Origin of the sequence: Natrinema zhouii (assembly GCF_013456555.2) — an archaeon.
Taxonomy (GTDB): Archaea; Halobacteriota; Halobacteria; order Halobacteriales; family Natrialbaceae; genus Natrinema; species Natrinema zhouii.
In genome coordinates this window covers 2075839-2098722 of the sequence record NZ_CP059154.1, presented here as the reverse complement: position 1 = coordinate 2098722, position 22884 = coordinate 2075839, and the positions used below count along the sequence as shown (strand labels likewise).

At 65.6% G+C, this 22884-nt stretch carries 21 protein-coding genes; 6 read left to right on the top strand and 15 right to left on the bottom strand.

The genetic code is table 11. The annotated features are described in order from the left end of the window. Positions 1-267: 267 nt before the first annotated feature. The 3 genes from HYG81_RS29055 to HYG81_RS29045 form a co-directional block, all read right to left on the bottom strand. Positions 268-495: a hypothetical protein gene (locus tag HYG81_RS29055; protein WP_180839590.1), complete on the bottom strand. Its 228-nt coding sequence runs from the start codon at positions 493-495 to the stop codon at positions 268-270. A 152-nt stretch (positions 496-647) separates the two neighbouring features. Beyond that, positions 648-1067: an HIT family protein gene (locus HYG81_RS29050; RefSeq protein ID WP_180839589.1), complete on the bottom strand. Its 420-nt coding sequence runs from the start codon at positions 1065-1067 to the stop codon at positions 648-650. 149 nt (positions 1068-1216) lie between these two features. Further along, positions 1217-1915 (bottom strand): uracil-DNA glycosylase, encoded by a 699-nt coding sequence (locus HYG81_RS29045; protein ID WP_180839588.1) that lies wholly within the window; start codon positions 1913-1915, stop codon positions 1217-1219. 119 nt (positions 1916-2034) lie between these two features. Here HYG81_RS29045 and HYG81_RS29040 point away from each other — a divergent pair, with 119 nt between their 5' ends. The 3 genes from HYG81_RS29040 to HYG81_RS29030 all read left to right on the top strand — a co-directional run bounded on the left by HYG81_RS29040 (position 2035) and on the right by HYG81_RS29030 (position 7832). Continuing rightward, positions 2035-2265, top strand: a complete 231-nt coding sequence (locus tag HYG81_RS29040; protein WP_180839587.1) for a DUF8151 family protein — start codon at positions 2035-2037, stop codon at positions 2263-2265. Positions 2266-2361: 96 nt separating this feature from the next. After that, positions 2362-5568 (top strand): isoleucine--tRNA ligase, encoded by a 3207-nt coding sequence (gene ileS, locus HYG81_RS29035; protein ID WP_180839586.1) that lies wholly within the window; start codon positions 2362-2364, stop codon positions 5566-5568. Between the two features lie 170 nt (positions 5569-5738). Then, positions 5739-7832: a hypothetical protein gene (locus HYG81_RS29030; RefSeq protein ID WP_180839585.1), complete on the top strand. Its 2094-nt coding sequence runs from the start codon at positions 5739-5741 to the stop codon at positions 7830-7832. A gap of 253 nt (positions 7833-8085) precedes the next feature. Here HYG81_RS29030 and HYG81_RS29025 read toward each other — a convergent pair whose 3' ends face one another. The 4 genes from HYG81_RS29025 to HYG81_RS29010 all read right to left on the bottom strand — a co-directional run bounded on the left by HYG81_RS29025 (position 8086) and on the right by HYG81_RS29010 (position 11191). Then, the gene (locus tag HYG81_RS29025) at positions 8086-8631 is read right to left on the bottom strand and encodes a heme NO-binding domain-containing protein (RefSeq protein WP_180839584.1); all 546 of its coding nucleotides are present in this window, start codon (positions 8629-8631) and stop codon (positions 8086-8088) included. Positions 8632-8732: 101 nt separating this feature from the next. After that, positions 8733-9590: a ribose-phosphate diphosphokinase gene (locus HYG81_RS29020; protein ID WP_180839583.1), complete on the bottom strand. Its 858-nt coding sequence runs from the start codon at positions 9588-9590 to the stop codon at positions 8733-8735. An 87-nt stretch (positions 9591-9677) separates the two neighbouring features. Continuing rightward, the gene (locus HYG81_RS29015) at positions 9678-10205 is read right to left on the bottom strand and encodes a hypothetical protein (RefSeq protein WP_180839582.1); all 528 of its coding nucleotides are present in this window, start codon (positions 10203-10205) and stop codon (positions 9678-9680) included. Positions 10206-10309: 104 nt separating this feature from the next. Then, complete coding sequence (locus HYG81_RS29010; protein ID WP_180839581.1) at positions 10310-11191, bottom strand: HVO_0234 family beta-propeller protein; 882 nt, start codon at positions 11189-11191, stop codon at positions 10310-10312. A 123-nt stretch (positions 11192-11314) separates the two neighbouring features. Between HYG81_RS29010 and glmM the strand changes: the two genes are divergently transcribed. Further along, a complete protein-coding gene (glmM, locus tag HYG81_RS29005; RefSeq protein ID WP_180839580.1) occupies positions 11315-12691 on the top strand; it encodes a phosphoglucosamine mutase in 1377 nt (458 codons plus the stop codon). 367 nt (positions 12692-13058) lie between these two features. On the opposite strand, the gene HYG81_RS29000 is transcribed toward glmM, so the two are convergent. The 5 genes from HYG81_RS29000 to HYG81_RS28980 form a co-directional block, all read right to left on the bottom strand. After that, a complete protein-coding gene (locus tag HYG81_RS29000) occupies positions 13059-13454 on the bottom strand; it encodes a universal stress protein (RefSeq protein WP_180839579.1) in 396 nt (131 codons plus the stop codon). A gap of 78 nt (positions 13455-13532) precedes the next feature. Beyond that, the gene (locus HYG81_RS28995) at positions 13533-14711 is read right to left on the bottom strand and encodes a DUF7118 family protein (protein WP_180839578.1); all 1179 of its coding nucleotides are present in this window, start codon (positions 14709-14711) and stop codon (positions 13533-13535) included. Between the two features lies 1 nt (position 14712). Further along, the gene (gene hisI / locus HYG81_RS28990) at positions 14713-15081 is read right to left on the bottom strand and encodes a phosphoribosyl-AMP cyclohydrolase (protein WP_180839577.1); all 369 of its coding nucleotides are present in this window, start codon (positions 15079-15081) and stop codon (positions 14713-14715) included. A gap of 175 nt (positions 15082-15256) precedes the next feature. Beyond that, a complete protein-coding gene (serA, locus tag HYG81_RS28985; RefSeq protein ID WP_180839576.1) occupies positions 15257-16843 on the bottom strand; it encodes a phosphoglycerate dehydrogenase in 1587 nt (528 codons plus the stop codon). Positions 16844-16981: 138 nt separating this feature from the next. Then, positions 16982-17677, bottom strand: a complete 696-nt coding sequence (locus HYG81_RS28980) for a DUF7978 family protein (protein ID WP_180839575.1) — start codon at positions 17675-17677, stop codon at positions 16982-16984. A 117-nt stretch (positions 17678-17794) separates the two neighbouring features. Between HYG81_RS28980 and serB the strand changes: the two genes are divergently transcribed. Beyond that, positions 17795-18439, top strand: coding sequence for a phosphoserine phosphatase SerB (gene serB / locus HYG81_RS28975; protein ID WP_180839574.1), 645 nt, complete (start codon positions 17795-17797; stop codon positions 18437-18439). Between the two features lie 198 nt (positions 18440-18637). Continuing rightward, the gene (locus HYG81_RS28970; protein ID WP_180839573.1) at positions 18638-19015 is read left to right on the top strand and encodes a hypothetical protein; all 378 of its coding nucleotides are present in this window, start codon (positions 18638-18640) and stop codon (positions 19013-19015) included. Positions 19016-19224: 209 nt separating this feature from the next. Here HYG81_RS28970 and HYG81_RS28965 read toward each other — a convergent pair whose 3' ends face one another. From HYG81_RS28965 to HYG81_RS28955, 3 genes are all read right to left on the bottom strand, one after another. Next, complete coding sequence (locus tag HYG81_RS28965; RefSeq protein ID WP_180839572.1) at positions 19225-20013, bottom strand: DUF7978 family protein; 789 nt, start codon at positions 20011-20013, stop codon at positions 19225-19227. A gap of 133 nt (positions 20014-20146) precedes the next feature. Then, a complete protein-coding gene (gene metX, locus HYG81_RS28960; protein ID WP_180839571.1) occupies positions 20147-21352 on the bottom strand; it encodes a homoserine O-acetyltransferase MetX in 1206 nt (401 codons plus the stop codon). After that, positions 21349-22701 (bottom strand): O-acetylhomoserine aminocarboxypropyltransferase/cysteine synthase family protein, encoded by a 1353-nt coding sequence (locus tag HYG81_RS28955; RefSeq protein ID WP_180839570.1) that lies wholly within the window; start codon positions 22699-22701, stop codon positions 21349-21351. Before HYG81_RS28955 ends, metX begins: the two co-directional genes overlap by 4 nt. Positions 22702-22884: the final 183 nt, after the last annotated feature.

Genomic DNA, 22884 nt, shown 5'->3' with positions numbered 1-22884 from the left:
GGTGGCGCGCGCTGTGCCGCGGTGAACTATCGGTGAACCGCGGCTCGATGCCGTGCGAGGGATGAACGAGGGAACGCAGTGACCGAGTGAATCGGCTGGGGAGGGCGTGGCTCCTCCGTGTTGCCACGATAGCAGGACGCTTTTTCTGACCAGACTCTATCAAGATATTCCGCTCAACAAACAATTGTACTTTATAGACCACCAACTCGGCTGCGGAGTGCTCTCCGGAGACCGAAGTCACAGTCGCGACTACTGCTACTGACCCCTCTATAACGTTCGCTCGTAAAGCGGGACCAGAACCGTCCAGAATAGGACAAACGCGACACCGACACCGATCAGCGCCAGCCACGGATCGCCCCTGCCGATCGGCGCGCCACTCGAGAGGAGGACGAACGTTCCGGCGAACAGCAGGCAACAGACGAGGACGCTGCCCAGCTCGAGGACCGTGGCGACGGGGTGGGCGCGCAACTGGGCGACGACGCCGGCGAGGGTCATACGCGAGGCTCACGCGCGGAGAGTAAAAACGTCACGGCACCGTCGAGACCGCGTCGTTCACCGATCGAGTCATACGGACTGCTGTCAGTCATTTCCGGAGCAACCGCGAATCGTCCTGCGGTTGCTCCGGTAAATCGTTACAGCAGACCGTCTCAGGCTCGAGACTCGATTTCGTCCGCGATCTCGTCGAGTTCGTCGTCCTCCAGATCGGCCGGGCCGCCGAACATGGCGTGAATGGGACCGCCGCCGTCGCCCTCGAAGCGGGGGACGATGTGGCAGTGAACGTGGGGGACTTCCTGTCCGGCTTCCTCGCCGTTGTTGAACGCGACGGTGGTCGCGTCGGCGTCGACAGCCTCCTCGACGGCGGGAACCATGCGATGAATCGTCGCGTAGAGGTCCGCGGCGACGTCCTCGGGGACGTCGTTCAGCCGCTCGTACTCGTCTTTGGGGATCACCAGCGTGTGGCCCGGTGCCAGCGGATTGGCATCCAGGAAGGCGATCGTCGTCTCGTCCTCGTACACGATCCGGGCGGGAATCTCTCCCTCCACGATCTGGCTGAAGATCGTACTCATACGCGAGTGTGTGTCGGCTCGCCGTATGAAGGTTACCCGACTACTCGAATCGATTGCCGGTTTCGGTCGTGCGCCGGACGGCGAAAGCGGTAGTGCGATAGGGATAGAACCCGCTGCCCAGCAGCCTGTTTTAACCGCACCGCAGCCTGCTATCGCTCGCTTGAAGGTTCACACAGCTCGTTCAGCGTCTCGCCGATCGCCTCGAGGTACTCCTCGGGCTCGAATCCGAGCCGGCCGATCCAGACGTCCTGATATGAAGGGTGCAGAATCGGAACGAGCCAGACATCGAGTCGCTCGCACCGCACCGGCTCGAGCACGGTGTCGATGAATCCCTCGAGCGTCCGATCTTCGGCCGCGAGTACGGTCTTCGTCGCGTGCTTTCCCGTCGCGAGCACGACCGTCGGATCGATCTCCTCGAGTTCGGTCAGGAGATGAGTCCGGCAGTTCGCGCGCTCCTCGGGGGTGGGCTCGCGATTGCTTGACTGATCGTCGGGATCGGCGGGAAAACACTTCACCGCGTTCGTATAGTAGGCGTCGTCGCCGTAGCCGACCCTCTCGACCATCCGACGGATGCGTCGGCCGGAGTGTCTCGAGGTGTAGGCCTTGCCGGTCCAGTTGCCGCCCCGCCAGGGGTCGGCGTCGGGGTTGCCGTGACCCGGGGCCTCGCCGACGACCACGACGTCAGCGTCGAGGTCGCCGGTCCCCCACGAAATGCACTCGCGGCTCTCGGCGAGGGCCGGACAGCGGGTGCAATCGGACTCGAGGACGTTTCGATCGCTCGGATAGGCCGGAGATTCTGCGGTCGCCGAATCGGGCCCGGCGTCGGTATCGGGGTCGGTCGCAGGCACATACTGAGATACGTCCGAGACGGTATATGCGAGTCGGTCCGCGCCATCCCAGCGTTGGTCAGGTCGCGTCACGCGCGAGGGGACAGATTTACCTTGAGCGGGTGGGTAGAAGAGTGCTAATGCCAACGTTCGATCCGGAACTACTCGTAGAAGCACTCTTACTGGTCGTCTACACCGTCGTCGCCGGCGTGTTGACGGTCGGCGGCATCCTCGTCGAACAGGCGAGCCTCCAGCACCTCGGGGGCGGCGAGGCGATGATCGCGATGTGGATGGCCCTTCTCGGCGGCGTCATGCTCTATGCTGGCGCGTACGGACTGGGCTACCAGAAGGTCCTCTCGAAGTACGTCTGAGCAGCCACTGACAGCGTTCGGTTTCTCGAGGTACCGACGACGCGAGCGACCTGCAATATCGATTCCTCTTTACTGCCGGAGGCGATTAGATCAGGTATGAGCAGGTTCGGCGAGGTCGACGACCAGTACGACCCACACGAACTCGAGCAGTGGGTCTTCGAGTACTGGGACGACGTCGACGCCTACGAGCAGACGGTCGAGCACCGAGCGGACGGTGAGTCCTACTTCTTCGTCGACGGCCCGCCGTACACGTCGGGATCGGCACACATGGGAACCACCTGGAACAAGTCGCTGAAGGACGTCTACATCCGCTTCCTGCGGATGCAGGGGTACGATGTCACCGATCGGCCGGGCTACGACATGCACGGGCTCCCGATCGAGACCCGCGTCGAGGAGCGACTGGGCTTCGAGAACAAGAAGGACATCGAGGAGTTCGGCGAGGAGAACTTCATCCAGGAGTGCAAGGACTACGCCGACGAGCAACTCGAGGGGCTCCAATCCGACTTTCAGGACTTCGGCGTCTGGATGGACTGGGAGGACCCCTACCGAACGGTCAGCCCGGAGTACATGGAGGCCGCCTGGTGGGGCTTTTCGAAGGCCGCCGACCGCGGCTTGGTCGAGAAGGGCCACCGCTCCATTTCGCAGTGTCCGCGCTGTGAGACCGCCATCGCGAACAACGAGGTCGAGTACGAAGACGTCGAGGACCCCTCGATTTACGTCAAATTCGACCTCGAGGATCGCGAGGGCTCGCTCGTCATCTGGACGACGACCCCGTGGACGGTCCCGGCGAACACCTTCGTCGCGGTCGACGAGGACGGCGACTACGTCGGCGTTCGCGCCGAAAAGGACGGCGAGGAGGAACTGCTCTATCTCGCCGAAGCGAAACACGAGGAGGTCCTGCGGGAGGGCCGCTACGACGACTACGAGGTTGAGGAAGAAGTCAGCGGGGAGGACCTGATCGGTTGGTCCTACGAGCACCCGCTGGACGACGAGGTACCCGATCATCCGGACCACGAGGGTGCGCTCGAGGTCTACGCCGCCGACTACGTCGACACCGACGGCGACGGAACCGGGCTCGTCCACTCCGCGCCCGGCCACGGTGAGGTGGACTTCGAGCGCGGCCGCGAACTCGGCTTCCCGATCTTCTGTCCGGTCGGTGGCGACGGCGTTTACACCGCGGAAGCGGGCAAATACGAGGGCCAGTTCGTCAAGGACGCGGACGACGAGATCACGGCCGATCTGGACGAGAACGGCGCGCTGCTCGCCTCCGGCACCGTCCGGCACAGTTACGGCCACTGCTGGCGCTGTGACACGGGGATCCTCCAGATCGTCACCGACCAGTGGTTCATCACGATCACGGACATCAAAGACGACCTCCTCGAGAACATCGAGGACAGCGAGTGGCACCCCGAGTGGGCTCGCGACAACCGGTTCCGCGACTTCGTCGAGGAGGCTCCCGACTGGAACGTCTCCCGACAGCGCTACTGGGGCATTCCGCTGCCGATCTGGACGCCGGAAGACCGGGACGACGACGAAGATATGATCGTCGTCTCCACGCGCGAGGAACTCGCCGAGCGCGTCGATCAGGACGTCGATCCCGACGCGGTCGACCTCCATAAGGACACGGTCGACGACCTGACGATCACCGACGGGGACACCACCTACACCCGCGTCCCCGACGTGTTCGACGTCTGGCTCGACTCCTCCGTCGCGTCGTGGGGGACGCTGAACTACCCCGCGGACGACAGCCGGTTCGACGAACTCTGGCCCGCCGACCTCATCCTCGAGGCCCACGACCAGACCCGGGGCTGGTTCTGGTCCCAGCTGGGGATGGGCACCGCCGCGCTCGGCGAGAGCCCGTATCAGGAGGTCCTGATGCACGGCCACGCGCTGATGCCCGACGGCCGCGCGATGAGCAAGTCCAAGGACATCCTGATCGATCCCCACGAGGCGATCGACCGCCACGGACGGGACACCATGCGGCTGTTCCTCTTGTCGAACAACCCCCAGGGCGACGACATGCGCTTCTCCTGGGACGGCATGCAGACGATGGAGAACCACCTCCGAACGCTGTGGAACGTCTTCCGGTTCCCGCTGCCGTACATGCGCCTCGACGAGTTCGACCCGCAGGAGACGACGCTGGACGAAGTCGACGACGACCTCGAGCTCATCGACGAGTGGGTGCTCGCCCGGCTGCAGTCCACGAAGGCCGAGATGACCGACCACCTCGAGGAGTTCCGCCAGGACAGGGCGGTCGACGCGCTCATCGAGTTCGTCGTTGAGGACGTCTCGCGATTCTACGTGCAGGCGGTCCGCGAACGGATGTGGGACGAAGCGGACAGCGGCTCGAAGACGGCGGCCTACGCGACGATCTATCGGGTGCTCCGGGAGAGCGTCGCGCTGCTCGCGCCGTACGCGCCGTTCATCAGCGAGCAGATCTACGGCACGCTCACCGACGACGACGGGTTCGACACCGTCCACATGGAAGACTGGCCCGCAGTCGACGACTACTGGGAGGACGAACAGCTCGAGGAGGACGTCGCCATCCTCCGCGGAATCGAGGAAGCCGGCGCGAACGCGCGCCAGCAGGCCGGCCGCAAGCTGCGCTGGCCCGTGCCGCGCGTCGTCGTCGCCGCCGACGACCAGCGGGTCGTCGACGCCGTCGAGCGCCACACCGGCCTCCTCGAGGACCGGCTCAACGCCCGAGAGATCGAACTGGTCTCACCCGACGACCGCTGGGGCGAACTCGCATACAGCGCCGAAGCGGACATGAGCGAACTCGGGCCGGCCTTTGGCGACCGCGCCGGGCGGGTCATGAACGCGCTCAACGAGGCCCGCATCGACGAGCCGAGCCTCGAGGCGATCGGGGACGCCGTCGACGACGTCCTCGAAGAAGGCGAGGAGATCACCGACGAGATGGTTTCGTTCGTCACCCAGACGCCCGACGGCGTCGCCGGAACCGCCTTCGGCATCGACGGCGACGACCGCGGCGTGGCCTACGTCGACGCCTCGCTGACCGACGACATCGAGAGCGAGGGCTACGCCCGCGAGGTCATCCGCCGGGTGCAGGAGATGCGCAAGGATCTCGATCTCGACGTCGAAGAGCGGATCGCCCTCGATCTCGAGATCGACGACGACCGCATCGCCGATCTCGTCGCGGACCACGAAGACCTGATCAACGAGGAGGTTCGCGCCGACGAACGCCGTGCGGTCGAGGACGGTCACCGGAAGGAGTGGGACGTCGAAGGTGTGACGATGGAGATCGCGCTCGAGCCGCTGGCGGCCGCGGAAGCGTCGGATTAGCGCAACTAGATGTTTTGAGACGTTTCTCAGAACGGGAGGCGAAGCCGACCGTTCTGCTTTTTGGTCCAAGTTTTTGCATTCAGGTTCGTTCTCGTTTACGTCTGATTCTCAGAGACGTGACAGTGTCACTGCCATAAACGTATTGAGCGCTGACTTACCAGCAATGCCTAGTGAAGTCTCGGGTCGCCGTTCTGGTGTTCGTCGCCTTGCTCGTCGGAAGTCTCCCGGCCGGCGTCGGTGCGCTCGAGCCGGCACGAACCGCGGATTCCGGGGCGACGTCTGGTCTCGAGGGCGGTCCCAGCGAGTCGCTCGTCTCGGCCGGAACGAGCGCCGAATCGGTGGCCGCGACGGCCGACTCCGCTGACGTCCTCCACCGGACGACCGTCCTTCGGCACCGTCCGGCGGAGCCCGACCTGTTCGAGGCGGAAACGACGTTCACCGTCCCTGACCCCGTCACGAAACTCGAGATCCAACTCCAGAAGGATGCGATCGTCGAGTCCGCGACGGGATTCGAGCGGACGGACGAGCGGACCTACGAGTGGACCGAGTCGACAGATACGCCGACGATTCGGTACACGATGCCGGCGGATCGGCGAGGGGACGCCACTCGAGGGGTCGGAACGGCCCGCGACGGATACACGTTCGTCGACACCGGTAACTGGGGCGTCGTTCAGGTGCCCGATGTCAGCATCTCGCTGCGCCGCACCCAGCCGGTCGGCATCGAAAAGTCGGTCCGCGTCGACGGGTCGGGTGCGACCGGCGGCGACATCGCCTTCTTCGGCGAGGTCGCGGAGTACCAGCGAGACGTCGACGGAGAGACGGTCAGGCTGGTCGTCCCCGACGCCACGAACCTGCGGGAGTCTCCCGAAGCGGTCCTGGCGGCGCTGACGGACGCGAGCAGCCGACTCGACGTCGGAATGCGAAGTGACGAGGTGTTCGTCGTCGCGGTGCCCAGCGACGTCGATTGGGGGCCGCGGGGGATCAAGTACGGCCGATCGGACGCGTGGGTCGTCGACGACGCCACGCTCGACGAACCGAACCCGGTCTGGCTCCACGAGTACGTCCACGTTCGCCAGGACTTCTCGCATTCGGACGCCGACACCGCCGCCGAAGTGGAGTGGCTCGTCGAGGCCCAAGCCGACTACTACGCCGGTTTGCTCGCCCTCGAGACTGGCCGCACCGATTTCGGGGACTTCAGCGGCCTCCTCGAGCGGGGGGAGCGGTCGCGGTACGCCGACGGGGTACTGATCGATCGATCGACGTGGAACGACCCGGACACCCACTACGCGAGGGGGGCGCTCGTCTACGGCGAGCTCGACCGCCGACTGCGGCTCGCGACCGACGGCGATCGGACCCTCGAAGATATCTTTCGTTCGCTGAACGCCCACGAGGGTGAGATCACCGAGGCGGACTTCCTCCGCCTCCTCGAGGAGGCCGGCGGGACGGACGTTCGGAGCGCCGCCGAACGGTACACCCGAACCGAGTCAATCCCCGAAATGTGGAGTCGGAGCCAGCACAGGGCGGCCTTCGAGCAGGCCGTCGCGGACTTCGAGTACGGGCTGGAAAGCGAGTCGATCGACGTTGCGGGACAGCAGTGGCCGGTCTGGAAATCGTCGAAAACGGGCGAGGCTGGCGGCGAGAGCGGTAACGTGATTGCGGTCCCGGCCGGCGAATCCGTCTCGGTTCCGGTCGCGGTCGACAACGTCGGCGATCGCGAGGGGACCTACGACGCGACCCTGCAGGTCGACGGCCGGGTAGTCGATCACGAGCAGGGACGGCTCGCGCCCGGCGCGGGGACGAGTCACCGCCTCTCGTGGACGCCGTCGAAACCCGGCGAGTACACGGTTCGAATCGGTTCAGAACGGCTGACCGCCGTCGTCCGTTCGGCCGCGAGCGTGACCGTCTCCGATTTCCGGCTCTCGTCCGAGACGATCGATCCCGGCGAGTCGGTGACGGCGACCGCGACGATCGACTCCGCGGACGACCGACCGGCGGCGGCCGTCATCGAGTTCCGGACCGCCGACGGCGTCGTCGCCGAGCGGCCCGTTGCGCTCCGTCCCGGTGAGTCGAAGACGGTCGAAGCGGCTCTCCAGTTCGACGAGGCGGGCCGGTACCAGATCGCCGTCGGTGAGCGGACCGCCACCGTTCGCGTCGGTGGTGGCCCGGCCGCGGCGCCCGACGGGGTCCCCGGATTCGGCGTCTCGGCAGCCCTCGCCGCCCTCGTACTGGCCGTTTCCGGGGTGTTACTGGCTCATCGTCGCTGACCGCGAGTAGCTGACTGGGAAGCTGTTGTCTACGGCTACACCCGATCACCGCACGCACCGTGCGCTCCTCGCTATCGACGAACTCGTTCGGAAGTAGCGATTGTCGATTCAGCTCTTGGCACTCGGTTCGAGAGAGATCGCACCAACTGAACCGATTCACACACTGATCGCACAGCTACCGTGCGACCGACTGGATACTGACTGTCAGCTGTCAGTGGTTACTCTCGGCGACGGTTGACTCGTCGGAGAACGGTTACGATTCGAGGTCGACGCGGAACTGACACGCGTCGGCACCGTCGGTGACGCAGGTCGGTTCCGTGACGGTTGCATCGGCATCGAACGAAGCGACGATACCCTCGAGAATTCCGTGAGCCAGCCCGCAGTACCGGTTGTCGCGGTCGGTTTCGTACGTGACGATCGCGGCAGCGTCCGACTCGTGGCGACAGGAGAGATCGGGGAGCAAGGCGCCGTCCGTCGCGCCTTCGACGTTCCCGGAGACATCCTCGAATGCGTCGAGTAGTTCCGGCAGGTCCCAGTCGCGACGGAAGTGTGCGCCGAACGTCGACAACAGTTCGGGCGCGAGCGTCCGCCCGAAGTCGCGTTCGATCGCGCGTCTGTTCTGGGTGGCCATCGCGCTCAGCGTCTCGAGGATGGCGTCGATCTCGCTGTCCTCGTAGTGCGTGACTGGAAGGTATAGCTTCGGCTCGAGGCCGGCACGCTCGACGATCGTATCCCACGTCTCGTCGTCGGTCAGGTCGACGACGTACTCTTTGAGGGTTTTGTGGACGATTCCGTGCATCTAGCAGTTCAATCCGTTATTCGGGCGTCTCACGCGGTCGAGACGTCTCGTGCCACGCGCTAACAACTAAACCACTAGCTGGAGACTACTTAACCGTTTACTTACAGGTGTGTCGCGATGGTCGGTGCGACCGAGACGGTGCTGACCCCGCGCTCGATGGTGTCGGTGCCGTAGATCGCTTCGACGCCGGCCCGCGAGAGCTTCGTGACGGCGTTGCAAGCCAGCAGCGGGTGGACGCAGGTGACGAACACCCGGCCGACGTCCCGCTCCCGGAGGACGGCGACGGCTTCGCTCATCGTCGACCCCGTCGCGATGATGTCGTCGACCACGACGACGTCGCGGCCGGCCACGTCGACGTCGCTCGGTGAGATTTCGACGTCGGTACCGGAGTGACGGGTCTTCTCGAAGTAGTCGGTTTCGCCCGCGCCGGCGGCGTCCCGCACCGTTTCGGCGAGCTCGATCGCCCCCGCGTCGGGGGAGAGAAAGACCGGATCCGCGAGGTCGTCGGGGAGCGGCTCGGCCAGTCGGCCCGCCGCGTCGACAGCCGTCGCCGTCGGTTCGAAGAACTCGCAGATGCCGGCCTCGTGGGGATTGACGGTGAGCACGCGGTCCGTTCCGGTCGAGATCGCGCGGGCAACCGCTCGTGCGGAGACGGGATGGCCCGCCTCGAAGGCTTCGTCCTGCCGAGCGTAGCCCATGTACGGCAGGACGGTGACGACCTCCTCGACGCCGGCCTCGCGGGCGGCGTCCTGTAACTGGAGCACCTCGAGGTGGGCATCGCTCGAGACGGTCGAGGCGACGATCACCGCCCGATCCGGATCGGCGTCGGCCAGCCCCGGAACGGCCGCGAGCAGTTCGCCGTCGGGAAAGCGGTCGTATTCGACGGCGGCGAGTGGTTCCTCGAGTTCGCGGGCGAGTGCCGCGGCGAGAGCCTGCGACGCGGATCCGCTGACGATCATAGTCGGTGGGACAGCCCGGGGGCTAAACCAGTTTTCGTTCTCGGATCGCGAGTCGGACGCCGATCACCCGCCGACGTACCGATCGAATCACGCTTCGGCGTCGTCGACCGTCGCATCGCCGTCGCCGCACGCGCCGCCGTCGGTGTCGCTCAGTATCTTCAGTTCGCCGTTGCGAGTGACCAGCGCGAAGACGTTGATGCAGGTCGGATCGTTCCACTTCGCCGGCGTGACCTGAACCGGCTCTCCGCCGTCGAGACGAAACATGACGTTGAACGCTCCCGGTTCGGTCGACCAGTTTCGCTCGAGCTCCGCGCCGCTGTCGGCCGCGAGTTCGTGGGTCGACCAGTGTTCGGGATCGTCGTCGAACTCGACGATGACGTCGACGGTGTGTGGCTCGTTGTTGAGATTCTCGACGGAGATTTCCCCGAGGAGCGTGCCGCTCGTCGCGTCGGTTGATTTGGTTTCGGGAGCAGTGGATCCGTCCCCATCGTCGTCCCCGTTTCCGTTTCCATTCTCGTTCCCCGTGTCCTCGTCACTGCCCATACAGCCGGCGACCGCACCCGTGAGTACGGTGCCGGTCGCGGCCAGCAGTCGTCGTCGTGGTAGCTTGATCATATATCCAGAGAGAATAATCCCGTATAGTTAAACGTCCGTCAGACATCGCACCCGATCCGGCGGTCTTAGCGTTTCTCACTCGCCGACATCCCGGACGGGCGATCTCACTCCCGTCGCGGAACCGCGATCCCCGTCACGTCTCTGACACCGAGCGTTCGCGTTCGCCACGTTCCGCCGCTCGCCGCGAGGAACGTCCCATGTTCCGTGACGGCGTAGGTCGTCCCGGCGTAGCCGAATCCGACCACGGGTTCGTTCGAGCGATCGAATTCGCGCCACGCGTCGTCGTCGGCCGCGTACTCATAGATCGACTCGTCCGTGACCGCATTGGCGCGGACGAGCCGTCCCGGCTCCGAGCGCGGATCGGCGTCTACGGTCTCGAACGCCCCCTCGAGAACCGCCATCCAGCCGTTACCGAGCTTGTAGAGCCCGTCCGCGGTGGCGGCGAGCGGCGCGCCGGAAGCCGAGACGTCGCGCACGTCCGTCAGCCCGGCGTGATCGAGTTCACCGTCCTGTACGCGGTAGACCCCGTCCTCGGTCCCGACGAGGCCGCCGTCGATCGCCCGCACCGCCGCGACGGTTTCGTCCGCGAGCGTGGTCCACTCATTTGATCCGGCGGCTCGACACGCGACACGGCCGTCCGAATCGGCCGCGAGCAGGTCGCCGTCCTCGTCGTAGCCGACGGCGACCGCCGGGCCGAACCCCGTCTCGACGAACGCCGCCTCCTCGGACGCGACCGGCGCGTCATCGTCGCGGTCTGTTCCCGCTTCGTCCTCGAGCGCGAGCACGCGGACGTCCTCGTCGGTCGCGATGGCCACCGCGTCGCGGCCCGCTGCGATATCATGGGCCGAACAGCGTTCGCAGAGGCCGAACTCGCCGACGGTGTCGCCGGCGACGCGGACGCGGACGATACCCATCGCGCTGGCGACGTAGGCGGTGATCGCCCCGTCGCGGTCGCCGTAGACGCGTTTTTCCTCGATCGAATCCATACGGGAACGTAGTGGGGGTGGGCCGAAAACGTTCCGTCACGTGCGGCCGAGAGCGGACAGCGACCGCTGCGTCGGCGTTCGTTTGCGGAATCCCTTTGAGGAGTCCGGTTAGAGTAGCACGTGATGCAAGTCTTCGGATCGAGTGGGACGCGGGGCGTCGCAAACGAGGAGTTGACGCCCGCGTTCGTCCTGCGCGTCGCGAAAGCGGCAGGGACGACCTGGGGCGACGGTCACGGTGGGGACCGAGTTGCCATCGCCCGCGACACTCGTCACACCGGCCGGATGCTGGCCGACGCGGCCGCCAGCGGGCTGGCGAGTACGGGAATCGATGTCGATCGTCTCGGAATCGTTCCCACACCAGGGGCACAGGCGTACGCCGAACGCGAAGGGGTGCCGGTCGTGGTCATCACGGCCTCGCACAACCCGCCGCCGTACAACGGCGTCAAACTCATCGGGAGCGACGGCGTCGAACTCTCAGTCACCGATCTCGAGACGATCGAGGAGACGCTGCTCACGGAGTCGTTCGCCGTCGCCTCCTGGGACGAGACGGGACGCGTCCGCGAGATCGACGGCGTCAGACGGGAGTACGTCGATGAACTGCTCGCGGCGTCCGATCAGGAGTCGATCGCCGACGCGGACCTCACCGTCGCACTGGATCCGGGCCACGGTGCGGGATCGCTGACCAGTCCCGAGTTCTTCCGGAAACTCGGCTGTCGCGTCGTCACCGTCAACGCCCAGCCCGACGGTCACTTCCCCGGCCGCGACCCCGAACCGGTTCCGAACAACCTCGCGGACCTCGGCCGACTCGTCCGCGCGACCGACGCCGACGTCGGCATCGCCCACGACGGCGACGCCGACCGCGCGATCTTCTTCGACGAGAACGGCGACTACGTCGAGGGCGACGCCACGCTCGCCGCGCTCGCCGCCGCCGAGCTCGAGGCCGGCGACACCACCGTCTCCGCGGTCAACGTCTCCCAGCGGCTCGTCGACGTGGTCACCCAGGCCGGGGCCGAACTCGAGTTGACCCCGATCGGGTCGACGAACATCATCACCCGCATCGAGGAACTCGAGGCCAACGGCGAGCGCGTGCCGGTCGCGGGCGAGGGCAACGGCGGGATCTTCTTCCCGCACTACCGGCTCTCGCGCGATGGTGCCTACACGGCCGCGCGCTTCCTCGAGTTGGTCGCCGAGCGACCGGTCAGCGAGATCGTCGCGCCCTTCGACGGCTACGTCAACGTGCGGCGCAACGTCGCGTACGAGTCGACGGCCGAGCGCGACGCGATGCTCGACGCGGCGGCCAACCACGCGCAGTCGTCCGACGCCGAACTCAACACCCGCGACGGGTATCGGCTGGATCACGGCGACGCGTGGGTACTCGCCCGCCCATCGGGCACCGAACCGCTCGTCCGGATTTACGCCGAGGCCCGCGACGGCGACCGCGCCGAGGAACTCGTCGACGACATGTACGACGCGCTGGCCGATGCGAAAGCCGACGTCTAAAATCGTTTTTACCGCCGCTCGAAGGCTCGAGACGGAAACCTTCGTCTTTCCCTCACTGGTCGACCAGCGTGCGGTGGCGCACGCTGGGCCGCGGTGAATGCCAATGAACCGCGGCACGATGCTGTGTGAGGTCTTTGCGAACGGAGTGAGCAAAGGCTCGGAAGACGCGTATGCGTCTTCCATTGGATGAGCGAGTGAGCGTAGCGAACGAGCGTTAGCGCGGGACCGGAGGTCCCGCGAACCATCCGAACGGGCGCTGCGCGCCCGTGAGGAGAAATCGGCTGGGGAGGGCGTGGCGATCCCGTGTTGCCACGATAGCAGGACACTCCTTCGACAACCATCTCTCTTAAACGGCTACGGCTATCCGTCACGGAACGATCGTGACCGGAATCTCCGCGCGCCGCGTGACCGCCTCCGCGACGCTGCCGAGCAGCATCCTCGAGACGCCGGCTTTTCCCTCACTGCCCATGACGATCGCATCGACATCCGATTCGGTCGCGTACTCGAGAATCGCGTCCGCCACCCCCGACCCTTCGGCGACGGTCGTCTCGACCGATCTGTCGTACTCGTCGGCGATTTCGTGGACGTCGGCGAAGAAGTCGGGCTCGTCGTCACCCGAGACGACGCTGCCGTAGTCCGCCTCGAGGTCGTCGACCGCGAAGACGACCGTCAGTCGATCGGCGGGAACCCACTCGAGGGCGTGCTCGAGGGCCGCTCGCGCCGGGTCGGAGCCGTCCATCGGGACGAGAACGTGTCTGGTCATACGCGACCTTCGGCCGGCGTCGGCTAAAGTACGGGGGCGACGGTGCAGTGAGAATTCGGATTCGAGGCCGATCGGCGCTCAGACCGGATCGTCGACTTCGAGCGCGTCCTCAAGTCGCTCCCGCTCGGCCCGTAACTCCTCGAGTTCGTCCTCGACGCGACCGTCGGTCAGTCGCTCGCGTTCGGCGGGCGTGAGCTGAGCGACCGCCTGGGCCGCGGTCTGGAGCCGGTCGTAGTCGGGATCGGTCGCGAGCAGGCGGGCCTCGCGAAGGGCCGAAACGACGGCTTCGTCGGCGATTCGGGCGACGAACGGGCGGTACTCTCGGAGCCGACGGCGGAGCGCGCCGGCCGGCTCCGGCGGCCAGTCGATCGTCAGCGGTTCGGCGTCGATGCCGTCGAGGTACGTCTGCTGGGTCGCGACGTTGCGCTTGAGTTCGTCCGCGCTGTCGACGTAGTGAGAGAGCTTCGACCGGGAGTAGTCCGCATAATCGAGCAATTCCGGAATCGTGTACTCGCCCGCCGGATTCTCGCGGACGTACCCCAGCAGATCGTCGGGCGGCTGCTCGTAGGTCACGAACGGATACCACGCGCTCCGCTCGAGCAGGTCGAACACCTCGCGCGCGCTGGCGGCGAGCCGGTACTCCCGAAAGGCCTCGCGGACGGCCTCGTTGTAGCGATCGATCGGCTCCCGGAGCCGCTCGACCGGCGCGTCGAGATCGGCCGTCGCCAGCTCGAGCAGCCGTTCGCGCTCGGCGATTTCGTCGTCGAGCGCCCGCAGGCGTTTGTTCGCGGCTTTGCGAGCCTCCGCTACCTCCTCGCGGGCGGCCTCGCGTTCCTCGAGCAGGTCGGCGTACTCGGCGGCCGGTGCGAGGGCCTCACGAGCGCGCTCGAAGTCCGACTCGCTGAGCCGGCGCTTGTCGATCGCCTCGAGGGAGTCCTCGAACGCCTCGTACTCGACGAGGTCGTCGGAGAGGCTCGAGACGAGCCCGTCGAACTTCCCCTCGAGTTCGATGTAGGCTTGGAAGTTCTCCCGGCCAGTTCCGGTCGCTCGGTCGACGTAGTCGTCCAATAGCTTGGTCGCGTCTCGGTGGGCCGCCGCGACTTCTTCGACGGTTTCCTCGTCGTGCTCCGCGATTCGCCGGTCGGCCGTTTCGAGCCGCTGGCGGGCGGCCTCGAGGGCCTCGAGCGGAGCCGGACCGTCGCCCCTTCCGACACTGTCGTTCGAGCGGCCGTCGGCGGAGTGGACGCGCTCGCTCATCTCACTCGTAGACGGCATCGGGATCGAACACTTTCTCGCCGACGTTCTCGCCTTCTATCGTCCGGTAGAAACACGATCGGTGGCCGGTGTGGCACGCGCCGCCCTCCTGGTCGACCAGATAGAGGAGGGTGTCGGCGTCGCAGTCGACCCGGACCTCCGCGACATTCTGCACGTGGCCGCTCGTCGCTCCCTTCTCCCAGAGCTCCTCCCGGCTCCGGGAGTAGTAGTGCGCTCGGCCGGTCTCGCGGGTCCGCTCGAGCGCCTCCGGCGAGACGTACGCGAGCATGAGCACCTCGCCAGAGTCGGTATCCTGTGCCACGGCGGGGACGAGTCCGTCCTCGCCGAAGTCGACCGAAACGTCGTCGTCCATACGCGCAACATCGTTCGTCCGAGCGATAGGTCTTTTGCCGCGGCGAGGTGCTCACGACTCGCTCGAATTCGACGATATCGGCGAGCGGTACCGCTCCTCGCCGTCGTCCTACCGGCCGTTCTAATTTCTTCGAACTGAAAGTCGGAGCCGCAGTATCGGAGTTGGTCTGCGCCGCTCAGCTCTGGCCGTTCAGCGTGATGTCGCTGACGCCGATGACTCGCTCGTCTTCCTCGAGTTCCGCCTTCGCTTCGGCGGGGACCTCGCTGTCGACGTTGTAGACGGTCAGCGCTTCGCCGCCGATGGTCTCGCGGGCGTTGAACATGCCGGCGATGTTGACGCCGTGTTTGCCCATCACGGAGCCGATGAGGCCGATGACGCCGGGTTCGTCGGTGTTTCGGGTGACGACCATCCGGCCGTGGGGGATGGCGTCGACGCGGTAGCCGTCGATGCGAACGATACGCGGATCGTCGCCGGCGAAGAGCGTTCCGTCGACCGAGACCTGATCGTCGTCGTTGCTGACGGTCACCGAGATCAGGCTCTGGAAGTCTTCGGCCTGTCGGGTCTTGGACTCGGTGACGTCGACGCCGCGATCCTCGGCGATCTGGGGCGCGTTGACGGCGTTGACCTGCCACTCGAGGGGCTCGAAGACGCCCTTGAGTGCGCTCGCGGTGACGAACTCGATGTCCTCGTCGGCGATGTCGCCCTCGTAGACGACTTCGACGTTCTCGATGCGGCCCTCGAGCAACTGCGCGGCGACCTTGCCGGCGGTCTCTGCGAGCTCGATATAGGGCTCGACGCGGGGGAACGCGCTCTCGTCGATCGACGGCGCGTTCAGCGCGTTCGCGACCGGCTCGCCGACCAGCGCGGCGTTGACCTGCGCGGCCGTCGAGGTGGCGACGTTCTCCTGAGCGGCCTCCGTCGAGGCACCGAGGTGGGGCGTGACGATGATGTCGTCGTGCTCGAGCAGCGGCGAGTCCGCCGAGAGCGGTTCCTCGGCGAAGACGTCGATCGCCGCGCCGGCGAGGGTACCGTCCTCGACCTTGGCGGCCAGTGCGTCCTCGTCGACGACACCGCCGCGGGCGCAGTTGACGAGGTAGCCGTCGCCGAGTTGATCGAGTTCGGGCTCGCTGATCAGCCCCTCAGTCTCCGGCGTGAGCGGCGTGTGGACGGTCAGGACGTCGGCTCGCTCGAGGCACGGATCGAACTCGACGAGCTCGGCGCCGATGCGCTCGGCGCGCTCCTCGCTGATGTAGGGGTCGTAGGCGACGATGTCCATCCCCAGCGAGTCGAGTTTCTTGGCGACTTCCTGACCGACGCGGCCGAGGCCGACGACGCCGAGCGTCTTGCCGTCGAGTTCGGTCCCGAGGTAGTCGCTTTTCGCCCACTCGCCGTTTTTCAGGCGGATGTGGGCTTGCGGGATCGACCGGGCGCTCGCGAACGTCATCGCGACGGTGTGCTCGGCGGCCGCGCGAACGTTTCCTTCGGGGGCGTTAGCGACGATGACGCCGTTGTCCGTCGCGGCGTCGATGTCGATGTTGTCGACGCCGATCCCGGCCCGGCCGACGATCGCGAGTTCCTCGGCGGCTGCGAGGACTTCCTCGGTGACTTCGGTCCCGGAGCGAACGATCAGTCCGTTCGCGTCCGAGACCGCCTCGAGGAGGTCGTCGCCCTCGAGTTCGTAGCCCGTTTCGACGTCGTGGCCGGCATCTCTGAGTACGTCCAGACCCGCGTCCGCGATCGGATCCGTGACGAGAACCTTCATGCGCGAGACAACCGTGTGGAGAACGTAAACCCTTCCGTTGTTGTCGGGGTCGGCAAAAAATACCGCTGTCTGTCGAAATCGCGATGCGGGATAGCGATGGCGTGTCGCAAACCGTGTCAGTGCGGTCGAGATTCAGGATCACTCGGCGGCCAGCAACCGCGGAACGGCGGCGATGGCAGCCCCGATCGCGACGAACGTGATCGTCGTTCCGCCGATCGCCACGATGAGGGAGAGATCGGTCGCGATAGCGATCGTTTCGGCTTCCTGCGCGCTGTTGGAGCCCGTCTCGGGCGTCCAGCGTGCGAGCGCCGCCAGTGCGGCAGTCGGGACGATATAACACGCGATCAGCGAACCGAGTGCGAGACCGGCGTCCTGACGCGTCTCGAGGCGGACGTAGCGCACGAGGAGGTAGCCGGCGACCATCAGCACGACGATCGGGACGAGTGCCGAGACGTGGCTGGTCAGGCCGCGAATGAATCCGAACGCGCCTCGTATCGTCTCTTCACCGTGTTCGATCGTTGCGCCGTGACTCCCCAACGTCAAGAGTCCCGTCGCGACCCATCTGCTCGGTTGATCTTCCGCCCCGCCGAACAGTCCTCCTGCGAACATCGCTCCGACGAGCTGGTAGGTCACCGCGAAAACGACCGCGAAGGCGCTCGCGCCCGAGACGGCTCCGGCTTTCCACGGTGGAACGGATAACTGCGTTCGTCCGCGGGGCAGCGCGTCGACGGGATCACTCCCGTCGCCGTCGCTATCGTTCTCGGCGGCGGGCTCCTCTTCCTTCTCCTCGAGGTCGGGCCCCTTATCGTATTCGAACCGTCTCTCTGACGACATGTGCTCGGCAACGGAGACCGATTGATAATAGCTTTCGATAATCCAACGTGTCGAAACGAATGTCGACGCGATACGAAACCTGAACTGGTTTATCCGGTGACCGATAATCGGCGAGCAATGACAGTCGTCGCTTTCGACTTCGACGGGACGCTTTCCGACTCCGAGATGACCGTCCTGCTGGGCGACCGCCGCGGCGTCGCCGCCGACATGGACGAGATTACCGAGCGCGCGATGAACGATGAAATCGAGTACGCCGAGAGCCTGCGCAAGCGCGCGGCCCTGCTTGAGGGCCTACCCCAGGCCGAGGCCGACGCGGCCTTCGACGAGGTCGTCCTCCGTGAGGGGGCCGCCGACCTCATCGAGGAACTGAACGCGGCCGGCGTCACGACCGCCATCCTCACGGGCGGGTTCGAACGCGGCGTCGCGGCCGCCCTCGAGCGCGAGGGTGTCTCCGTCGATCACATCGTTTCGAATCGACTCCCGATCGAGGGGGACGAACTCACCGGTGCGGTCGAGGGACCGCTGATCGAGGGCACCAAGGACGATGCGCTCGCGGCCCTCGCGGACGACGTCGGCGTCGATCTCGCGGATACCGTCGCGGTCGGTGACGGGGCCAACGACCTGCCAATGCTCGAGGTCGCCGGGCTGGCGATCGGCTTCGAACCGAAACCCGCCGTCGAACCCCACTGTGACGTCGTCGTCACGTCGATGGCCGAGGCCCGCGAGACGCTGCTCGAAGAGGCCGTCCTCACAGAGCACTGATTCGTCGGGACCATTTCCGATTTCGTCCGCGTAATAGCTCGTTGCGGTCCTGCGCCGTCGAACCGTTCTGCGGGTTCCGGTGTTTTTCGTCCTCCTGACGCCGGTTTCGACATTCCGCCAGCACTCAGTGACTGTCCGTGCTAACTGCCGATTTCCCGACCGAGAGAGTTTTAACTCATAGCCGAGTAAGTAATCATGATGATGTGGCAAGACCTCGTATTCATGCTCGGAAGCGGCCTCTCGATTATCTTCCTCGCGCCGACGCTACGCGACTCGAGCGCGCGGGTTCCGCTCGGCACGAGCCTCCCGTCGATGACGATCGGGTTCGTCTACAGCACGACGTTCTTCACGCTCGGAATGAGTTTCTCCGCGTTGGGCGCGCTCGCCGCCGGTTCGATGTGGTCGTTGATCGCCCTGTTCCGCTCGCCCCAGGGCGTCTCGATGAAACTACTCGCCCGCGAAAACCTCGCGCTGTTCGTCTCCGATCTGCTGTACTGGATCGACCGCCGACGCTCTGACCGATCGACCGCGGAACAGTACGTCTCGTTCGATCACGGCCACGAACAGCAGTACTGATACTCGACGGTACACGTCCGAAACCGCTTTCCTCCGTGTATTTTCTCGCCCGACGCGCTCGCGCCACTCGCTATCGTGTCCGACCGTTTCTTCAGTGACTACTCGAGCGCAACACGTCTGGGCGCAGTAGCCGTCCCGGAAAGAGAATACAGTAGCGTACTGAACTATCCCTGCTCCGTGGTAGCTCGGTCGGTGATTGTGCAGTCCAGTTACTGAACTTTCGCCATCACGGTCTCGAGGGCGTCTCGAGGCTTGGTAAGCACTCCACCGATAGCGGCGAGGATAGCGGGAACGACGAGACCAGCGAGGAGAATCGCGCTACTTGTCGACGGTCCGAACGCAATATCGCTGTACCCGTTTTCGGTGACGATGTCGCTGACTTCGAGTCCGACGGCAGCATTAGCGTGACCAGTAGCTTCCCCGATGAACGCTGTGATAGCGGGATCTTCGGTGAACGTGTGGGTCATCATGACTGCGGCAATCGCAGCGAACACGAGGTATGCCGGGACGACGGTCAGACTGGTTTTCACAGCCTCGGTGGCAGTATCAGTCTCAGTGTATCGCGCGATCCCGTATCCGGCGGCGACGATACCACCGAGCGTTACGAGGAAGAGGAACAGGTCAGATAGCCCGAATGGACCGTTCACGAACGCAGTACCGTGGTTAGGGACGGCACTTAGCACTGCACTTTCTCCCTCGGCTTCGAATCCAGAACCGAACGCACTGAGATAACTCCAGCCTGCGGCTTTCCAAGACGCCACCATGTCCGTAACGACGTACGATGCATCTTCACCACTTCCCACCACACCCGCCTCAGGACTGATTCTTGCCGTCGTCATAATCGTCAGCAGCAGGTGAGTCAGGTACGTGGCGAGTACGGCGATGGCCCCAAACACTGCCCCCTCTTTGATCGGGAGCTCACTCTCATCGTCCCGCGATACCCGCTGTTCTTCTGTCGATTCATCGGTTTCGTAATCCAATTGCTTCCCGTCTGACATCACCGATACATCAGACAGCGTGTTATTATACTTTACTATACTATTTACTTAGAATGACTTTCAACTCAATGAGAATGGACTCAAGACGTTCTTTCGAGCGGAAATTTCCATTCGTATCGGCGATCGGACTATATCACTTCGAAAACAGACTCGTGTGGACTGGGGCGAACTCACTGGTATCGTCGGCGTCCGGTGCCGTATCGGTGATTGCACGGCCCTCGAGTCCGTCCTCGAGCAGGCCCGAGAGCGGCGGGCCGACGGTTTCGGGTTCGACGAGGAACGCGTCGTGGCCGTGGTCGGACTCGATCACGTGGTGGGCGACGTCGACGCCGGTGTCGCGGCAGGCCTCGGCCAGCGCTTCGGCCTGTTCGACGGTGAAGTGCCAGTCACCGGTAAACGACAGCAAGAGGAGTTCGCCCTCGAAGGCCGCCAGCGCGTCGGCGTCGGACTCGTAGCCCGCCGAGAGGTCGAAATCGTCCATCGCGCGGGTCATGTAGAGGTAGCTGTTGGCGTCGAACCGGTTGGTGAACTTGTCGGCCTGATAGTCAAGATAGGACTCGACCTCCCGGTAGGGGAAGAACGCGGCCGCGGGGTCTGGCGGCTCCTCGCGGACCGCTTCTCGACCCGCAGCGCGCCGGCCGAACTTGCGCCCCATCGAGGCCTTCGAGAGGTACATGATGTGGCCGATCTGGCGCGCTCGAGCGAGGCCGTCCTGGGGTTCCGGGCCGCCGTAGTAGTGGCCGCCGTTCCAGTTGGGATCGCTGGTGATCGCCCGGCGGGCGACGGTATCGAGCGCGAGACACTGCGGGTCGAGTCGGGCGGCGGTGGCGACTGCGCCGGCGCGTTCGACGTCGTCGGGAAAGCGCCGCAGCCAGTCGAGGACGTTCATTCCGCCGACGCTGCCGCCGACGACGGCGTGAATTCGTCCGACGCCGAGGCTGTCCAGTAGCTCGCGCTGGGCGCGGGTCCAGTCGCCGACTGTGACCGGTGGGAAGTCGGTGCCGTAGGGCTCGCCCGTCTCCGGGTTCTCGCTGGCGGGGCCGGTCGTCCCGTAACACGAACCGGGCGCGTTCGCACAGATCACGTAGTATTCGCTCGTGTCGATCGCTTTCCCGGGGCCGACGACGTCACCCCACCAGGCGCGGGCCTGCCCCGCCGTCTCGCCGCCTGCATCGGGTCGACGGGCGACGTGGGCGCTGCCGGTCAGCGCGTGACAGACCAGCACCGCGTTGTCGCCGGTGAAATCGCCGTAGGTCTCGTAGGCGACCTCGAGGTTCGGAATCGACTCCCCCGATTCGAACTGAAATTCCCCCAGATCGGCCGTTTCCTTGGTCGTCATCGTGTTTCACCCGTCCCTCGACAGGCCCGCGTCGCCGCCTCGATGGCTCGCTCGAGGTCGGCCAGAATGTCCTCGGGATCCTCGATCCCGACCGACATCCGGATCAGGTCGGCCGTCACGCCCGCTTCCTCGCGCTCTTCCGGCGAGAGTTGGCCGTGGGTCGTGCTTGCGGGATGGATGACGAGCGTCTTCGCGTCGCCGATGTTCGCGAGGAACTGGGCGAGGTCGACGTTCTCGCAGAAGGCCTTGCCCGCCTCGAACCCCTCCTCGAGCCCGAACGCGACCATCCCGCCGAAGTCCTCGAGATACCGCGCGGCGTTGTCGTGGGTCGGATGGTCCGCGAGTCCGGGATGCGTGACCCAGGCGACGTCCTCGTGGTCGTCCAGATACTCCGCGACGATCGCGGCGTTCTCGCAGTGCTTTTCGACGCGCAGGGGCATGGACTCGAGGCCCTGGAGGGTCTGCCAGGCGTCGAACGGCGACTGCTGGTTGCCGAGGCTGCGCAGCGAGCGGAATCGCGCGGCGGCCGCGAACGGTGCGTCCGAAAAGTCCCGCGAGAAGTCGACGTCGTGGTAGGCGTGGTTCTGCCCCGCGATCTCGTCGTAGCCGTGCTCGCCCCAGGGGAACGAGCCGCCGTCGACCAGCACCCCGCCGACCGTCGTCCCGGAGCCGTGGAGCCACTTGGTCGTCGACTCCCAGACGACGTCGGCACCGTGCTCGAGCGGTCGGCACAGCGCCGGCGTCGCGAAGGTGTTGTCCACGACGAGCGGGACGCCGTTGTCGTGGGCGACTTCGGCGACGCGCTCGAAGTCGGGCGTGACCAGCGAGGGGTTGCCGATCGTCTCGACGTGGACGAACGCGGTGTCCTCGTCGATGGCGTCGTCGTAGGCGTCGTACTCGAGCGTGGGAACGAATCGGGGTTCGATGTCCCTGCGAGTCGCCGTCTTCGAGAAATAGGCGGTGGTTCCGCCGTAGGTGTCGGTCGAGCAGACCACGTTGTCGCCCGCCTCCGCGAGAATGAGAACCGCGGAGTCGAGCGCGGCCATGCCGCTGCCCGTCGCGACCGCGCCGGCACCGCCCTCGAGGTCGGCGAGGCGGTCCTCGAGCATCGTGACGGTCGGGTTGGCGATCCGGGAGTAGATGTAGCCGTCGTCCTCGAGGGCGTAGCGGGCGGCGGCCGTGTCGGCGTCCTCGAAGACGTAGGAGGTCGTCTGGTAGATCGGCGGTGCCATCGCGCCGGTCTCCGGATCAGGAGACTGGCCGGCGTGGACGCTGCGCGTGCCGAGTCCGCGCCCGTCACGCTTGGCGTCGGAGTCGGCGTCGTGCTCGTCGCTCGCGTCGTCGCTCATGTTTAGTATGCATACTACTCCACGTTCATATGCGTGGCAGTAACGGCAAAAACCGCGGACTAGAGACTGTCACACACTGACCGGCTGGGTTTGCGCACGTTCGTCTACGAATGCACAGACAGCCGTCTCGAGTACTTGAGGCGGCCGCTTCCGACGGCACGGGCAGGTAATCTCCGACGGCTC

Coding starts and splice junctions, on each gene's coding strand:
- HYG81_RS29015 (WP_180839582.1), bottom strand. CDS start 10,205: ATGATCAAGCTACCACGACGACGACTGCTGGCCGCGACCGGCACCGTA.
- HYG81_RS28965 (WP_180839572.1), bottom strand. CDS start 20,013: ATGTCAGACGGGAAGCAATTGGATTACGAAACCGATGAATCGACAGAA.
- HYG81_RS28970 (WP_180839573.1), top strand. CDS start 18,638: ATGATGTGGCAAGACCTCGTATTCATGCTCGGAAGCGGCCTCTCGATT.
- HYG81_RS29040 (WP_180839587.1), top strand. CDS start 2,035: ATGCCAACGTTCGATCCGGAACTACTCGTAGAAGCACTCTTACTGGTC.
- metX (WP_180839571.1), bottom strand. CDS start 21,352: ATGACGACCAAGGAAACGGCCGATCTGGGGGAATTTCAGTTCGAATCG.
- HYG81_RS29050 (WP_180839589.1), bottom strand. CDS start 1,067: ATGAGTACGATCTTCAGCCAGATCGTGGAGGGAGAGATTCCCGCCCGG.
- HYG81_RS29000 (WP_180839579.1), bottom strand. CDS start 13,454: ATGACCAGACACGTTCTCGTCCCGATGGACGGCTCCGACCCGGCGCGA.
- HYG81_RS29025 (WP_180839584.1), bottom strand. CDS start 8,631: ATGCACGGAATCGTCCACAAAACCCTCAAAGAGTACGTCGTCGACCTG.
- serB (WP_180839574.1), top strand. CDS start 17,795: ATGACAGTCGTCGCTTTCGACTTCGACGGGACGCTTTCCGACTCCGAG.
- HYG81_RS29055 (WP_180839590.1), bottom strand. CDS start 495: ATGACCCTCGCCGGCGTCGTCGCCCAGTTGCGCGCCCACCCCGTCGCC.
- HYG81_RS29020 (WP_180839583.1), bottom strand. CDS start 9,590: ATGATCGTCAGCGGATCCGCGTCGCAGGCTCTCGCCGCGGCACTCGCC.
- hisI (WP_180839577.1), bottom strand. CDS start 15,081: ATGGACGACGACGTTTCGGTCGACTTCGGCGAGGACGGACTCGTCCCC.
- ileS (WP_180839586.1), top strand. CDS start 2,362: ATGAGCAGGTTCGGCGAGGTCGACGACCAGTACGACCCACACGAACTC.
- HYG81_RS28955 (WP_180839570.1), bottom strand. CDS start 22,701: ATGAGCGACGACGCGAGCGACGAGCACGACGCCGACTCCGACGCCAAG.
- HYG81_RS29010 (WP_180839581.1), bottom strand. CDS start 11,191: ATGGATTCGATCGAGGAAAAACGCGTCTACGGCGACCGCGACGGGGCG.
- glmM (WP_180839580.1), top strand. CDS start 11,315: ATGCAAGTCTTCGGATCGAGTGGGACGCGGGGCGTCGCAAACGAGGAG.
- HYG81_RS28995 (WP_180839578.1), bottom strand. CDS start 14,711: ATGAGCGAGCGCGTCCACTCCGCCGACGGCCGCTCGAACGACAGTGTC.
- serA (WP_180839576.1), bottom strand. CDS start 16,843: ATGAAGGTTCTCGTCACGGATCCGATCGCGGACGCGGGTCTGGACGTA.
- HYG81_RS28980 (WP_180839575.1), bottom strand. CDS start 17,677: ATGTCGTCAGAGAGACGGTTCGAATACGATAAGGGGCCCGACCTCGAG.